The organism is Marinomonas sp., from assembly GCF_965225885.1.
Taxonomy (GTDB): domain Bacteria; phylum Pseudomonadota; class Gammaproteobacteria; order Pseudomonadales; family Marinomonadaceae; genus Marinomonas.
The window spans coordinates 430,122-444,027 of record NZ_OZ245329.1 but is presented as its reverse complement, the minus strand read 5'-3'; the positions used below and the strand labels follow the sequence as shown (position 1 = coordinate 444,027).

11 protein-coding genes are annotated in these 13,906 nt (G+C 45.4%); 1 reads left to right on the top strand and 10 read right to left on the bottom strand.

Annotated elements, in window-relative coordinates:
• Window positions 1–6: 6 nt before the first annotated feature.
• From ACO05V_RS02025 to ACO05V_RS01980, 10 genes are all read right to left on the bottom strand, one after another.
• Window positions 7–408, bottom strand: a complete 402-nt coding sequence (locus ACO05V_RS02025) for a hypothetical protein (RefSeq protein ID WP_421846992.1) — start codon at window positions 406–408, stop codon at window positions 7–9.
• Window positions 409–1,491 carry a hypothetical protein gene (locus ACO05V_RS02020; RefSeq protein WP_421846990.1) on the bottom strand — a complete coding sequence of 361 codons (1,083 nt, stop codon included), beginning with the start codon at window positions 1,489–1,491 and terminating at the stop codon, window positions 409–411.
• Window positions 1,492–2,577 carry a hypothetical protein gene (locus ACO05V_RS02015; protein ID WP_421846988.1) on the bottom strand — a complete coding sequence of 362 codons (1,086 nt, stop codon included), beginning with the start codon at window positions 2,575–2,577 and terminating at the stop codon, window positions 1,492–1,494.
• Window positions 2,564–5,509 (bottom strand): DUF2235 domain-containing protein, encoded by a 2,946-nt coding sequence (locus tag ACO05V_RS02010; protein WP_421846986.1) that lies wholly within the window; start codon window positions 5,507–5,509, stop codon window positions 2,564–2,566. The genes ACO05V_RS02015 and ACO05V_RS02010 overlap by 14 nt, the downstream gene beginning before the upstream one ends.
• A 200-nt stretch (window positions 5,510–5,709) precedes the next feature.
• Window positions 5,710–6,819, bottom strand: coding sequence for an ABC transporter ATP-binding protein (locus ACO05V_RS02005; RefSeq protein WP_421846984.1), 1,110 nt, complete (start codon window positions 6,817–6,819; stop codon window positions 5,710–5,712).
• A gap of 102 nt (window positions 6,820–6,921) precedes the next feature.
• Complete coding sequence (locus tag ACO05V_RS02000) at window positions 6,922–7,824, bottom strand: carbohydrate ABC transporter permease (protein WP_421846982.1); 903 nt, start codon at window positions 7,822–7,824, stop codon at window positions 6,922–6,924.
• Entirely contained in the window at window positions 7,817–8,746 is a 930-nt protein-coding gene (locus tag ACO05V_RS01995) for a carbohydrate ABC transporter permease (RefSeq protein WP_421846980.1), read from the bottom strand. Before ACO05V_RS01995 ends, ACO05V_RS02000 begins: the two co-directional genes overlap by 8 nt.
• 96 nt (window positions 8,747–8,842) lie before the next feature.
• Window positions 8,843–10,090, bottom strand: coding sequence for an ABC transporter substrate-binding protein (locus tag ACO05V_RS01990; RefSeq protein WP_421846978.1), 1,248 nt, complete (start codon window positions 10,088–10,090; stop codon window positions 8,843–8,845).
• Window positions 10,091–10,369: 279 nt separating this feature from the next.
• On the bottom strand, window positions 10,370–11,836 hold the full coding sequence (locus ACO05V_RS01985; protein WP_421846976.1) for an ATP-binding protein: 1,467 nt from the start codon (window positions 11,834–11,836) through the stop codon (window positions 10,370–10,372).
• The gene (locus ACO05V_RS01980; protein WP_421846974.1) at window positions 11,826–12,572 is read right to left on the bottom strand and encodes a response regulator; all 747 of its coding nucleotides are present in this window, start codon (window positions 12,570–12,572) and stop codon (window positions 11,826–11,828) included. Before ACO05V_RS01980 ends, ACO05V_RS01985 begins: the two co-directional genes overlap by 11 nt.
• Before the next feature lie 254 nt (window positions 12,573–12,826).
• On the opposite strand from ACO05V_RS01980, the gene ACO05V_RS01975 reads away from it, so the two are divergent.
• The gene (locus ACO05V_RS01975) at window positions 12,827–13,798 is read left to right on the top strand and encodes a carbohydrate kinase family protein (RefSeq protein WP_421846972.1); all 972 of its coding nucleotides are present in this window, start codon (window positions 12,827–12,829) and stop codon (window positions 13,796–13,798) included.
• The last annotated feature ends 108 nt before the right edge of the window (window positions 13,799–13,906 follow it).

Genomic DNA, 13,906 nt, shown 5'->3' with positions numbered 1-13,906 from the left:
TCGTCCTCATTTACTTTTGAAGTTCTGATAATAGTTTTGTAGTGTCCGGATTTTCTTTTCTGCCAGTTCACTGTCTATATCGGCGGAGATTCGATAGTAGGATTGAAAGCCAGGCCCATCTTCCCTTTCCTTTGCCCAGTAACCCTTTATGTGTTTAGGCACGCTGATACCAATGCTGGCACTGGCTCCTGGGTAGCCATTGACGGCACCATAGCCGAATCCCGCGCTACCGCCATTGACACTGGTGACCCATATATCCGAAAGGTTATAAGCACCATCCAAACTGCCCGCGTTGCCATTTTGAGCGATAGTGCCCAATGCTTTTTCACTATCGTCGCATCCCGTGAGTGCTGTTATCAGAATACACAGGGCTAACGCTTTCATGGCGTTAGATTTAGCTATTATCATTCAGGCATCGCTCTTATTTTTAATAGGGGAATCCAGCTCTTCGGCTTTACCTTCGAACAGTAAAATGGCAAGAGAGTAATCTGAAAACCGAATAACGAGAGGCGATGCTCGGCTTATTTTAAGGCTGTCGCATAGCTCTGTGTCGTTGACGCAAGTTAACCGATAGTAGGTTTTGAAATGTCCCTCTTTATCGACTTCTACATAAGTGGAGGTTGGATAAGCCTTATGAGCCAATCCCTTGCGCATAATCTGGATTTTTTCTTTTACCGGTGTGGTTTCAATTGGTTCATCAATATGGAAGAAACGGTACATAGACTTTCCTGTCTCATCTTCACCTATGTAATCGCGCCAATCTCCCTGAATTCGGGTTAGGTTACCAATGCTACTGCCGTTTGTAGCGGTTCGGCCTTCCGTATCGGTTAGAGTGATTTTACTCCCTAAGTGCGCAGGTTCCACCCATACAGAACGCTCATCATAAGGCGAACCAGGGAAAGGTGTGGGGGAGGATTCACCATGCCCATCGAATAGAGCAACCACATCAATCGTGTCTGATGGAGAACGAATTACATAACCATTTGGGTCTGCGTTCTCTCTTGCAGAACAATCGACTCGGTTGTCATAGCAGCCTTGAGTATACAGAACCATGATTCTGGATTGCTCGACCTCAACCTGCATACGCCCCCATTTACTTTTGAAGGTTTGATAATAGTTTTGTAGTGTTCGGATTTTCTTTTCTGCTAGGTCACTGTCTATGTCGGCGGAAATTCGATAGTAGGATTGAAAGCCAGGGCCATCTTCCCTTTCCTTTGCCCAGTAACCTTTTATGTGTTTAGGCACGCTGATGCCGATGCTGGCACTTTTTCCTGGATAGCCATTGACCGCCCCATAGCCAAAGCCAGCGCTACCACCATTGACACTGGTGACCCAGATATCGGACAGGTTGTAGGCACCGTCTAAACTGCCCGCGTTGCCATTTTGAGCGATAGTGCCTAATGCTTTTTCACTATCGTCGCATCCCGTGAGTGCTGCTATCAGAATACACAGGGCTAACGCTTTCATGGCGTTAGATTTAGCTATTATCATTCAGGCATCGCTCTTATTTTCAAAAGGCGTATCCAGCTCTTCGGCTTTGCCTTCGAACAATAAAATATCGAACCTATATTTTGATGTTCTTTCTACAAGGGCTTTATCACGACTTTTTTCTAAGTGGTCACATTCTTCTTTTGAAGCACATACCATTCGATAAAATATTTTTACATTGCCGCTGTCATTAATTTCTATGTAGCTGAATGTGGCAAAATATTTATGTGCTAAGCCTTTGCGCATGATGTGTATTTTGTTTTTTACCACTTCAGTATCAATTGGCTGATCAATGTGAAAGAAACGATACATGGACTTTCCTGAGTCATCCTTACCGATGTAATTTTGCCAATCCCCCTGTATTCGAGTTAAGTCTCCAATGCTACTGCCGTTTGTAGCGGTTCGGCCTTCCGTATCGGTTAGAGTGATTTTACTCCCTAAGTGCGCAGGTCCCACCCATACAGAGCGTTTATCATAGGGTGAGCCGGGAAACGGCGTGGGGGAGGATTCACCTTGGCCATCGAAAAGCACAGTTACATCTCTAATTGAGCCTGGCGCTTTAATCACCCAGCCATTAGGATCGGCTCCTTCTTTTGGAGTGCAGTCGTCTGTTTTCAGCGAAGGTGAACAGCCTCTGTCAAAAAAAACTCTTATACGACTTTTTTCTACCTCAACTTGCATGGCCCCCCAAATTGTTTCAAAGTTTTGATAATAGTTTTGCATTGTTCTTATTTTCTTTTCTGCTAGGTCACTGTCTATGTCGGCGGAAATTCGATAGTAGGATTGAAAGCCAGGGCCATCTTCGTTTTCCTTTGCCCAGTAGCCCTTTATGTGTCTAGGCACGCTGATACCAATGCTGGCACTTTTTCCAGGGTAGCCATTGACCGCCCCGTAGCCAAAGCCAGCGCTGCCACCATTAACACTGGTGACCCAAATATCAGAGAGGTTATAAGCACCATCTAAACTGCCCGCGTTACCAATTTGAGCGATGGTTCCTAATGCTTTTTCACTATCGTCGCATCCCGTGAGTGCAACTATCAGAAAACATAGCGATAATGTTTTCATAATAGTCGCTTTAAACATTGTCATAAATGGTTCGCTCCGGTATTTCGATTATTTGATTCGGCGTATGTTGTATAAATTGATCATTGTTTTTAACGCCATTTACCAGTACTTCTTTTATGCCATTAAATCCGATATGGGTCGCAAGGTCATGGGAGTTATGAATGACAGAAGGATCAATTAGTGCAATTGCGGTTTGCCAATCCGTCACTTGTATGGTGCCAATAGCTTTGCTTGATAGCTCATCCCATAAATCTTTTACGCTATCATTTTTCGTGTAATCTTCAGTTTGGGCATATTTGTCCATGTTCCATTCCACTCCAGCGAGTTCTGCTTGCTGCTTAAGGCGCTCTTGAGCCAGCCCTGCTAGGCTGGCATCAATAGGATGAAGATGGTAGTAATAGATTTTTGAGTGATCATGTGTGACTTGTCCGCGTACCTTGTGATCCCTTAAAGATTCGTCATTCCATTGTTTATTGAGTGCTATATGCATCTCTGAGGTCCATCGCGGAGGTAAATTCGCATTCATTATGTCGTAGTGAGGGAATGCTAGAGTAGAGATATCCTCAACCTTAATTAACTCCAATCGATAACTTGAATGGGTTGGGGAGCCGAAGACGTCTGCCAATCCCGTTGTATCGTATAGCTTCCTAAACGGGTAGCCTCCACCGATATCGGTATGTGCACCGGGGAACGTTTCTTCATAAAAATTCGGTGGTAATTTGCCTTTGGTTTTCAGTGAGGTGAGTGGAAACTTAGTACGGTATTCGCCATGGGCAGTAATATGCAGCACGCGTTTGGCACAGGTTGAACTAAGGCCAAGCTGAAAATCACCCTCATCATCATTACCCGGCCAATCAAAAGAACCGACTGTGTCTAGTAGCCCGACAAAGCGCACACTGGCAGAGCGTTGAGTGTCTCTATTATAGGCATCGCGTACTTTGTTGTAAGTTGCATGATCTGTGACGCCAAGTAAATTAGGATGGCGTTTTGTAAACGCATTTAGGTGTGATCTTTCTAAAGGGGGGTTATGAATGCTGTCATAATCTGGTATGCCTTCCTGATGAAGGATATTAATAAAATGTCGTGCTAAAGCTGCCCCGCGACTGAAGCCAAACACATCGAAAGCGATATGAGTGATATCTTGATAAATATTTTCCTCTTTTGTCTGGGTAATGATTCTTTTAAGTTGGATGAGTAAGCTTTGCCATTTGATTAACGCGCCACCTGAATCATATAGGCCACTTGCCAAACTAACATTTAGCATGTCATCGCCAGCATCGATGATTTCTTTTCTTTCCTCTGGGGATTTCTCGTCCAGATCCAATGTGCCGACACCAGACACATAAATCGCGTCGGATTCACCGAGTTTTTGTGGATATGCTTCAAACAACCTAGCGATGTTGGTGCGGGAATGGTCGCCAGATTCTTCTTTGTAAGCATCGTTGGTTTTGTTGTTTCCCGTGCCATCAAAAAACACGCCGATGCGTAAGATGTGTTCGGGTTTAACATTGACTAATGGCAGGCCTTTTTTAACTTTGCGTTTTTCCAGCGTCAGAATGGGCGCGCTGTTGGTGATGGTGATGCTGGTTTCATCACTAACATAGTGGCTGTTGTGCGGGTTGTTGTAAGTACTGGGTGCTTCTGGTGGACATTCAAAGCGATCAAAGACGACGGGCTTTTCCGCTTCACTAAGCTGAATGGTTAATGTATCGCCGATTTTTAACGCCAGTGGATTATCATGGTAACTGGGATTTTGGTTCAGTAGTTCTTTGGCTGATAAAGCGTATTGTTTGGCAATGTCTGCCCAGGTTTCCCGTTGTTGTGTGCTTGGGTCTTCTATGACGGTATGGGCTGTGATGTCGGCTTTAATGCTTTCTTTTTCGTAGTTGTCTCTTTCAAGCTGTGGTGTTTGGGTGACTTTTAATAAGGCGTCGATGTCTAAATGCACACCGTGTTGTTCTAGCCATTCTAGTGAGACTTGATTTACTTCTTCAGCAGATAGAGACTCCGCACGGTAAACCAAGTACTGATCTTTCACCACTTTGCTCGCTATTTTCCAATACACCAGCAATGACATACTGGCGTGATGGAAGGTGTAATCGGCAATGTTATCGGGCATGGGGCTAAAGGTTTCGTCGCCATTCCACTGGTATTTTTGGACGAGTGTGTTGCCTTTGAAATGATAAAGATAGCCCGTTGTAGCAAAACCTAAACGCTCGCCGAATTGCACGGTGGGCATAATGGGAATAAAAGCGTCATCCACCTTGCCCGACCCTAATGGCACCATGGCGACATTTTTCAGGGAAAGTCCCATGGTGTTTTTAGCGGCACGAAAGTTCAAGTGGTGCGGCTCATTGGAGTCGGTTTTTAGAGTGTATTTTGTGCCATGGGTGGTTGAACTTGCTGTCCAATTGCCCTTTGCTATTTTATGCTTTGTGTCGAATAATTCTGTGCTCAAACCAACAGGAAGGTTCGGGTTCTTGGCGGAAAAAGCGATTTCGATATTGTATTCGTAGGCGAGAGGCGCTTGATGTGGTCGGGAGCTTCGATCAGGCAAGACAGGTTCTGGTGTGTAATCCGGTTCTTTAGCGGGATGAAGATTGCCCCGGTTCTGATTGTCGAAGGGGGCCGTTGAAGACGCACCTTGTCCCATCATATTAAGACGTTGTGTCAGTGCGGTTAACGCGGAGGGCTGAAAGCCAGCTTCGGCATCCGGGTTGATTTCCCATCTGCTGGCACCCAGATTTTTACTTGGACGAATGAGTAAGGGCGTCGTGGGGAAGTCGGTAGAGAGAACGTATTCTCCGGCAGATACCTGCTCCAGTAACGCCGCGGCATTCATGCCTTTAGGGAGAATAGAATGTAGGTCACGCTCGTTTATTTGCTCCAAGCTCCCTTCCACAGAAGAGAACTCCATCTCCATTAAGCTCTCCAGCTTAATCAGGCGGTATTTCATCAACAAATCCTTGTCATTGTTTGTTAGCTTTAAGTATTTTATTTGTTACGAATTAATGAAGCAAATAAAAAGTCGTATATTTCTGGATGGATAATTTAAAAATAAAGTGCTGGAGTTTTTTCCAAAAAAAGCCTGCCACAGCGAAAGTCATTCTGTGGCAGGCTTGCTTAAACCTGTTTAATCGTTCGCACTACTAACGATTAAAGATCTAAACGTCGACCTGTTTCTTTATCAAAGGCAACCGCTTTAGAGGTATCAAACATCATTTTGATGATTGAACCGGCATCAGCTGGGTACATTGGGTTAGAGCGACAGTTGATTTCGGCATCGTTAACACGTGTCAGAATCATGGTGTCCGCGCCCATAGGCTCAGTTACTTCGACTTCGATATCCGTTGTTGTCACAAAAGGCTGGCCTTCTTTGTGCGGCTGAGGTTCGGTGATCATTTCAGGACGCAAGCCAAGCAGGATAGTTTTACCTACATAGTCTTTTAGCGCTTCTGGTTTCGGGAATGGCAAAGCAACGGTAGTGCTGGTGGCCAGTTCCAACATTGGTACGCCATCTTGCTCGACGACTTTGCTTGGAATGAAGTTCATCGCTGGTGAACCCATGAAACCAGCAACAAACAAGTTCGCTGGATTGTCGTAGATTTCTTGTGGTGTACCAAGTTGTTGAACTTGTCCGTCTTTCATTACGGCGATGCGATCGGCCAAGGTCATGGCTTCGATCTGATCGTGCGTTACATAAACGATGGTTGTGCCCAGCTTTTTATGCAGCTTCTTGATCTCTGTACGCATCTCTACGCGCAATTTGGCGTCAAGGTTAGACAACGGCTCATCAAACAAGTAAAGCTGAGGGCGACGAGCTAAGGCACGCCCCATGGCAACACGTTGACGCTGACCACCAGACAATTGTGCTGGTTTACGATCAAGTAGGTGACTAATTTGCAATAGTTCAGCGACACGCTGTACTTCAACATCACGTTCTGCTTTTGGTACTTTGCGCATTTCCAAACCGAAAGAGATGTTTTGCTCTACGGTCATGTTTGGATACAAGGCGTAAGACTGGAACACCATTGCGATATCGCGATCTTTTGGGCTGGTGTAAGTCACGTCTTTGTCGGCGATTAGAATACGACCTTCGGTGACGTCTTCAAGACCCGCAATCGAGTTCATCAAAGTGGATTTACCACAACCAGATGGCCCAACCAAAATCAGGAATTCACCTGCTTTGATAGAAATATTGATGCCTTTTAAGATTTCAGTCTCGCCGTAGCGTTTTTTAACATTATCAATGACTAGGTTTGCCATGTTATTACTCCGAATTTTTCAGATCACTCGTGCTGTGTTAGGTAAAAAGGCACGAGTGCATTTTGTCTTTATCGTTGTTCGCTAGGTTGCTTAGCGGCGTTGTTAGCCTTTTACTGCGCCAGCCGTTAAGCCACGGACGAAGTATTTTCCTGCAAACACGTAAACGGCCAGTGTTGGTAGGGCGGCGATAATGGCTGCGGCCATATCGACGTTGTATTCCTTACCGCCGAAGCTGGTGTTTACTAAGTTGTTCAAGGCAACCGTGACTGGCTGAGTATCAAAACCAGAGAAGGCCACACCAAATAAGAAGTCATTCCAAATCTGCGTAAACTGCCAAATTACCGTTACTACGATAATAGGTGTAGATACGGGCAAAATGATGCGGTAGAAAATCGTAAAAAAGCCAGCGCCATCAAGGCGAGCCGCTTTTACCAATTCGCCAGGAATGGACTGATAAAAGTTACGGAAGAACAAGGTCGTAAATGCCACACCGTAAACCACGTGCACGAAGACTAAACCTGAGGTGGTATTGGCGATGCCTAACCAGCCTAGTGTTTGCGCCATTGGCAACAAGATAACTTGGAACGGAATGAAACAGCCAACTAGCATCGCCGCAAAGAAAAAGTCACTGCCACGAAATTTCCATAGGGAAATAACGTAACCGTTAATGGCACCAACTAAAGTAGAAATAGCCACAGCCGGTAACACGATTTGAAACGAGTTCATGAAGTAAGGTGAAATACCGCCACAACTTCCGCCAGTACAAGCGCTAGACCAAGCTTTAGACCAAGAGTCGAAATGCAAAGACGCAGGCAAAGACAGTAGCGTACCAGTACGAATTTCTTCAACGTCTTTTAGCGATGTAATCAACATGACGATAAACGGCATCAGATAAAACGCCGCAACGACGATTAATACTGTGTACAAGGCAACGCGCAATACTTTGTCTAGGCCAGACGTTTTACGGCCAACAGCTTTGTTACTTGTAGAATTAAGGTTACTCATGGCGTTTACCTCGCAATTCAGAGTACAAATAAGGAACCAAAATCGCCAATACACAACCTAGCATCACCATGGCAGATGCCGAACCTAAGCCGATTTGGCTACGAGTAAAGGTGTAGGTGTACATGAAGTTAGCTGGCAAATCAGACGCGTAGCCTGGCCCACCATTGGTCAACGCCGCTACCAAGTCGAAACTCTTAATCGCGATGTGCGACAGAACCACCAAGGCGCTGAAGAATACTGGCTTCAAAGAAGGCAGAATAATACGTCGGTAAGTGGTAAACGTGCTTGCGCCATCAAGGTGTGCGGCTTTGATAAGATCACCATCAACACCACGCAGGCCAGCTAAGAACAGCGCCATAACGAAACCAGATGCTTGCCATACCGCCGCGATAACCAAACAGTAAATAACCATGTCTGGGTTAATAAGCCAGTCGAATTTGAAGTTTTCAAAACCGAAGTCGATCATCATTTTCTCTAGACCGTTGGTTGGGTTAAGCAACCACTTCCAAGCGGTACCGGTCACGATGAAAGAAATCGCCATCGGATAAAGATAAATAGTACGAATCGCGCCTTCAGCACGAATTTTTTGATCCAAGAAAATGGCTAAGGTAACGCCAAGGAACAAACAGATACAGATAAACAAGCCGCCGAAAATACCAAGATTGGATAGGGCTACCATCCAGCGGTCGTTATTGAATAGGCGCTCGTATTGATCGAAGCCGACAAAATTGTACGACGGCAACATGCGAGAACCAGTAAAAGAGAGTACGGCTGTCCAAATCATATAGCCGTATATGCACACCAAGGTAACCAGTACCGTTGGGGCCATGACGATTTTAGGCATCCAATCGGCCAAGCTTAGGCGCGCAGGACGTCCTGACTGAGTCTGTCCTGACCCAGAATTGGCGGCTTTAGTATTCATAGTTGATGCTTCACTATTTGGAGAGATTAAGAAGAGGCTGGCTAGGTGGCCAGCCTCTTATGTTTACTGCAAATTAAGACTTTGCAGATTTAGATCTTACATACTTGCTTTAACAGCACGAGCCAGTTTATCAACCGCTTCTTTAGACGTCATAGATTCGTCATTGAAGAAGTTCGTCACTACGTCAAAGATAGCGCCTTGAACCATAGAGTTCACAGCCATGCCGTGAGCCATACTTGGTACTAGGTTGCCAGTCGTTGAGCTTGCTAGGAACGCATCCATTGAAGAATGTGCACAAGTATCAAACTTGTCGCGAGGCATATTTAAGCGAACTGGAATAGAGCCTTTGTTCAAGTTGAATGTTTCTTGGAATTTAGGTTCAAGAATCAAACGCGCAAGGTCTTTTTGAGCCGCTTGTTTATCTTTGCCATCCACTTTAAACATAGCTAGAGAGTCGATGTTGAAAGTGAAAGAGCCGCTTGTGCCAGGCGCTGGGTAACAAACGTAATCGATGCCCGCTTTTTTGCCTGCAGCGGTGAACTCGCCTTTCGCCCAGTCACCCATGATTTGCATTGCTGCATCACCATTGATAACCATAGACGTTGCGATGTTCCAATCGCGACCAGAGAAGCCTGGATCAACGAATTCGCGCATTTGCTTGAAAGTATCAAACACGTCGATCATGTCTTGGCTACGTAGTGTTTTGTCAGATAAGCCGATGAACGCGCTGTTGTAGAATTTAGCGCCTTTAGCCAAAGCGATTGCTTCGAACAAAGTCGCGTCTTGCCAGTTTTGGCCACCGTGAGCAAGTGGTGTGAAACCAGCGGCTTTGATTTTTTTCGCTTCAACAATGAACTGATCCCAAGTTGTCGGGATAGACGCGCCTGATTTACGGAATACTTCAGGATTTGCCCACATCCAGTTTACGCGGTGAACGTTTACTGGAGCCGCTACGTAGTGGCCGTCGTACTTCATTACATTGCTAACAACTTGAGGAAGGATCACATCCCATTCGCCCGCTTTAGCAACATCATCAAGATTTGTTAGAAAGCCAAGGTCGCCCCATTCTTGAATGGTTGGGCCTTTGATTTGAGCAGCAGAAGGAGGGTTGCCAGAAATGGCACGAGATTTTAGAACGGTCATAGCAGATTCACCACCGCCACCAGCGACTGCGAAGTCTTTCCAGGTGTGGCCAGCGTCTACCATTTCTTCTTTAAGTACATTGATCGCAGCGGCTTCGCCACCTGATGTCCACCAATGTAGAACTTCTACTTCACCAGCCTGAGCAGTAGCCGCGGCTAGAGAAAGTGCAACTGTGGTTAAACCGAAAGCAATTTTTTTCATGATAGGAACCTTTGTTATTGTTATGTCATCCAACCAAAGACATTTTAGAGACTTTGATATCGCGTTATTTTGTATCGACCTCGCTTTCTGAAGATCAGCTTAAGCGAGTGTTCGAGTTACAGAATTTAGCAAAGGATCTGACAAGTGAGGGTAAAGTAGAGCAACCTATTGTAACGAAGTCTTGCAAGGCGGTTCTTTAGAATGACTTTTGCTTGCTTTTTAGGTCCTGATTTCTTTCATTTTTCGTTAGCTAAAAAATGCCTGTTAATCATTTGAAAATCAATGCCTTGGTAGCCAGAGTTTGGCTTCTAAGCCTTGCGGTATATGGTTACTCAAGGTCACTTCGCCACCATGAGCACGGGCAATATTGCGCGCAATACTCAAGCCTAATCCCATGCCGCCGGGATGGCCGGAATGATCTGGTGTGAGACGAGTGTAAGGCTGAAAAACTTTGTCCATTTTATCAATGGGAATACCTGGGCCTTGGTCACAAATGCGAATACAGACTTCGTCTTCATCGTCTTCAATGTAGACAGTGGCGGTTTTTCCGTAATACAAGGCGTTATCGACAAGGTTGCCAAGGCAGCGCTTTATAGCAAAGGGTTTACCTATAAATGGGTGTTGTAATTCGCCGACAACCGAGAGTTTCACGCCATGTAAATTGGCTGTGGATTGCATGTCTCTAAGCATTCTAGAAATGTTCACTTCGACGCGATTTTCATGAATATCGGTTTCTTTTACGCTTTGTAGTGCGCCTTTTAGCAGCATATCTAAATCTTCTAGATCGCGAATCATGGCATCGCGGATATCATCCTCCTCCAACATTTCGGCACGTAATCGTAAGCGTGTAATAGGCGTTTTTAAATCGTGCGAGATGGAAGCAAAGAGTCTTTCCCTATCATTGAGATAACGCTGTATACGGCGTTGCATATCGTTAAAGGCTTTGGCGGTATTGCGTACTTCGACGCTGCCGACTTCTTTTATTGGTTGCCAATCACCTTGCCCAAAACGTTCCGCCGCGCGAGCTAAGGTTGCCAGTGGGCGAGTCACTCGGCGCAGTATCAGTATGCTCAGCAGCAACACGGTAATCACAGACATGGCCATGGAAAACAAACGATCGCCGCTGAGCGCTGTGGTGCCATCCAAAAAATACGGATCGGGCATTAAGCTCGCAAGGTACAACCAATCTTTGTCATTGATAGGGATTTGAATCACGATAATCGGCGAGGTAAGAGGCTTTACCAATAAGCTGTGGTGTCCCCAACGTTCGGGTAAGTCTACGAGACGAGTATGGTTGTTGATCACATGCAGGTCTTCTGGGCTGGAGAACGCAATTTTGGCGTTGTGAATACCCAGCTGTTTAATTAATGTCGACTGAACCTCGTTTTTGACGATGTCTTTGAGCGGCGAGTCGGGAATATTGTTGATGCGAATTTCTTCTTTGTTGAGCGTCACAAAGAAGCGCGTACCACCCATATCTTGTAATTGATCGATGACGATATGACGATAATTGGTTGGTAAAGATTTGAAATAGCTGACGGTGGCAGCGATGCGAAACGCCATGTGCTTAGATACTTCACGCACGTTTTCTTCGGTATCAGATTCGAGCTGGCGTAACCAAATGGATGAACTGATGAACTGAGCGCTGGCTACGCCCAACGCCATGATGATCAGAATTTGCCCTGTCAGAGACTGGGACCAGCGCTTAATGCGCGAGCGTTTACTGATTGGTGTATTAACGGGCATCGCTGATGGCTTCGACGCTAGCGGTTAAGATATAACCTTGACCACGAATGGTTTTGATCAACTGTGGCTGGCGGGCATCTTCACGCAAACGCTGACGTAAGCGGCTAACGTGTACATCAATAAAACGATCAAGCGGAGCGCTGTCGCGTCCACGTGTATTTTCGGCGATCAGCTCGCGAGTGAGTACCGCGCCGGGATGAGTTAAGAACAACATTAGAAGGTTGTAATCCGCACCGGATAACGACTCTTTTTCATCTTTATTTTCATCCTTAAAGTGTAATTCACGTGACAAAGTGTCCAAAGTGAATTGTGCAAAACGATAGAAGCGATGAGCGACTGGTGCTATTTCTATGACTTCGGTGTGTTCCATACGACGCAAAATAGCCTTGATCCGAGCCAAGAGCTCACGCGGATTAAAGGGTTTCGCAAGATAATCATCCGCGCCAATTTCCAAACCAATGATACGATCCATTTCGTCAGAGTTTGCCGTCAGCATGATCACCGGAACTTGTGATTGAGTTCGTAAGGAACGGCAAACCGCAAAGCCATCTTGCCCGGGAAGCATGATGTCTAAAATCACCAAATCGACGTCTTGCTCGGCTCGAAAGTTTGCTAAAAACGCTTCGCCAGAATCCGCGGTTAATACCGTAAATTGGTGTTTTTCTAAGTAAGTTTTGAGCAGGGTGCGGATCTCGTCGTCATCGTCTACAACATAGATACATTTTGCGTTGGTCATTATCTTGCTCAGTGGAAGGTTGAGGTCTGTTAGTTATTACAAAAAATAATTGTAAAAAGTTATTACAGAAATTGTTATGTAAGTTTCAGTCTAGCAAGAAACGGACAGTGAACCAATTACTGATATAAAGTATGAGATGAGCAGGCTTTAAATAAATTAAATTGATTTAAAGCTTTCTCCCCTGCATAATTTTTCATCTATCCTTATTTATATCTGCGTAGATTATGTCTGCAAATCAAAAAGAGAACACAATAATGACAACAAAAGTAATGGCGTTTGGCGAAGCCTTGATCGATTTCCTTTCCAATGGAGCCACCAAAGCAGGAGAGCTTGAGTCTTTTACTAAGTTCCCAGGCGGTGCGCCAGCAAACGTTGCTGTGGCTGTGGCACGCTTAGGTGGCAATAGTCATTTTGTCGGCCAAGTAGGTGACGATGCCTTTGGTCATTTCTTGAAAGAGTCTCTTGATGGTTACGGTGTGGATACCAGCAATATGCTAATGACCAAGGAAGCCAAAACGGCCTTGGCATTTGTGAGCTTGGACCAAACGGGTGAGCGTAGTTTTGAGTTTTACCGCAGTCCTTCGGCGGATATCTTGTTCAGTGAAGGAGATTTTGAAGCCGCTTGGTTTGCTGATAGCCAAGGCGTGTTCCACACTTGTTCTAACACTCTGACTGATGCGGATATTACCAAAGCAACGTTGGCGGGTGTGGGCATGGCTCGTGCAGCGAATTGGATCGTGAGCATTGATGTGAATTTGCGTATGAATCTTTGGCCAAATGGGCAAGTTGATACCAAGCGCGTTATTGATTGGATGCAAAGTGGCGATGTGGTGAAAGCCAGCCTAGAAGAGTTGGCAGTTATGGCAGAAGATCCATTTGCTCTTATTGAAGAGTCTCTTGCTGCGGGTGTGACTTTGTTTGTGTTAACCGATGGCGGCAACCCAATTCGCTTTTATACAGCGACTCACGGTGTAAGTGAAGTGCTGACACCAAAAGTTGAAGTAAAAGATACCACTGCGGCGGGTGATGCCTTTGTCGGTGGCTTGCTTTATAAACTGGCTGAACAAGGTGGAGACCGCGCAGCGCTAGCAGCTTTATCTCAACAACAGTTGGTGGATATTGTGCGTTTTGCTGCCGCTTGCGGTGCCAACTCGGTGACAAAATTAGGTGCGTATCCTTCTTTGCCTTCATTGAGCGAAGCTGAGGCGCAGTTAAGCCGATTTTAAGCCATAAAAAATAGGATTTTACTCTTTGAGTATATTTTAGTTAAACGGTTAAGAGGCTATTAAGTCTGTTTATAGTAAGTAAGAAGCGTGGCTAGCCACGCTTTTTTT

Bases quoted from the DNA above. Each gene is read 5' to 3' on its own strand.
- ACO05V_RS02025 (WP_421846992.1), bottom strand. From the start codon at position 408: ATGATAATAGCTAAATCTAACGCCATGAAAGCGTTAGCCCTGTGTATT.
- ACO05V_RS02020 (WP_421846990.1), bottom strand. From the start codon at position 1,491: ATGATAATAGCTAAATCTAACGCCATGAAAGCGTTAGCCCTGTGTATT.
- ACO05V_RS02015 (WP_421846988.1), bottom strand. From the start codon at position 2,577: ATGACAATGTTTAAAGCGACTATTATGAAAACATTATCGCTATGTTTT.
- ACO05V_RS02010 (WP_421846986.1), bottom strand. From the start codon at position 5,509: ATGAAATACCGCCTGATTAAGCTGGAGAGCTTAATGGAGATGGAGTTC.
- ACO05V_RS02005 (WP_421846984.1), bottom strand. From the start codon at position 6,819: ATGGCAAACCTAGTCATTGATAATGTTAAAAAACGCTACGGCGAGACT.
- ACO05V_RS02000 (WP_421846982.1), bottom strand. From the start codon at position 7,824: ATGAGTAACCTTAATTCTACAAGTAACAAAGCTGTTGGCCGTAAAACG.
- ACO05V_RS01995 (WP_421846980.1), bottom strand. From the start codon at position 8,746: ATGAATACTAAAGCCGCCAATTCTGGGTCAGGACAGACTCAGTCAGGA.
- ACO05V_RS01990 (WP_421846978.1), bottom strand. From the start codon at position 10,090: ATGAAAAAAATTGCTTTCGGTTTAACCACAGTTGCACTTTCTCTAGCC.
- ACO05V_RS01985 (WP_421846976.1), bottom strand. From the start codon at position 11,836: ATGCCCGTTAATACACCAATCAGTAAACGCTCGCGCATTAAGCGCTGG.
- ACO05V_RS01980 (WP_421846974.1), bottom strand. From the start codon at position 12,572: ATGACCAACGCAAAATGTATCTATGTTGTAGACGATGACGACGAGATC.
- ACO05V_RS01975 (WP_421846972.1), top strand. From the start codon at position 12,827: ATGACAACAAAAGTAATGGCGTTTGGCGAAGCCTTGATCGATTTCCTT.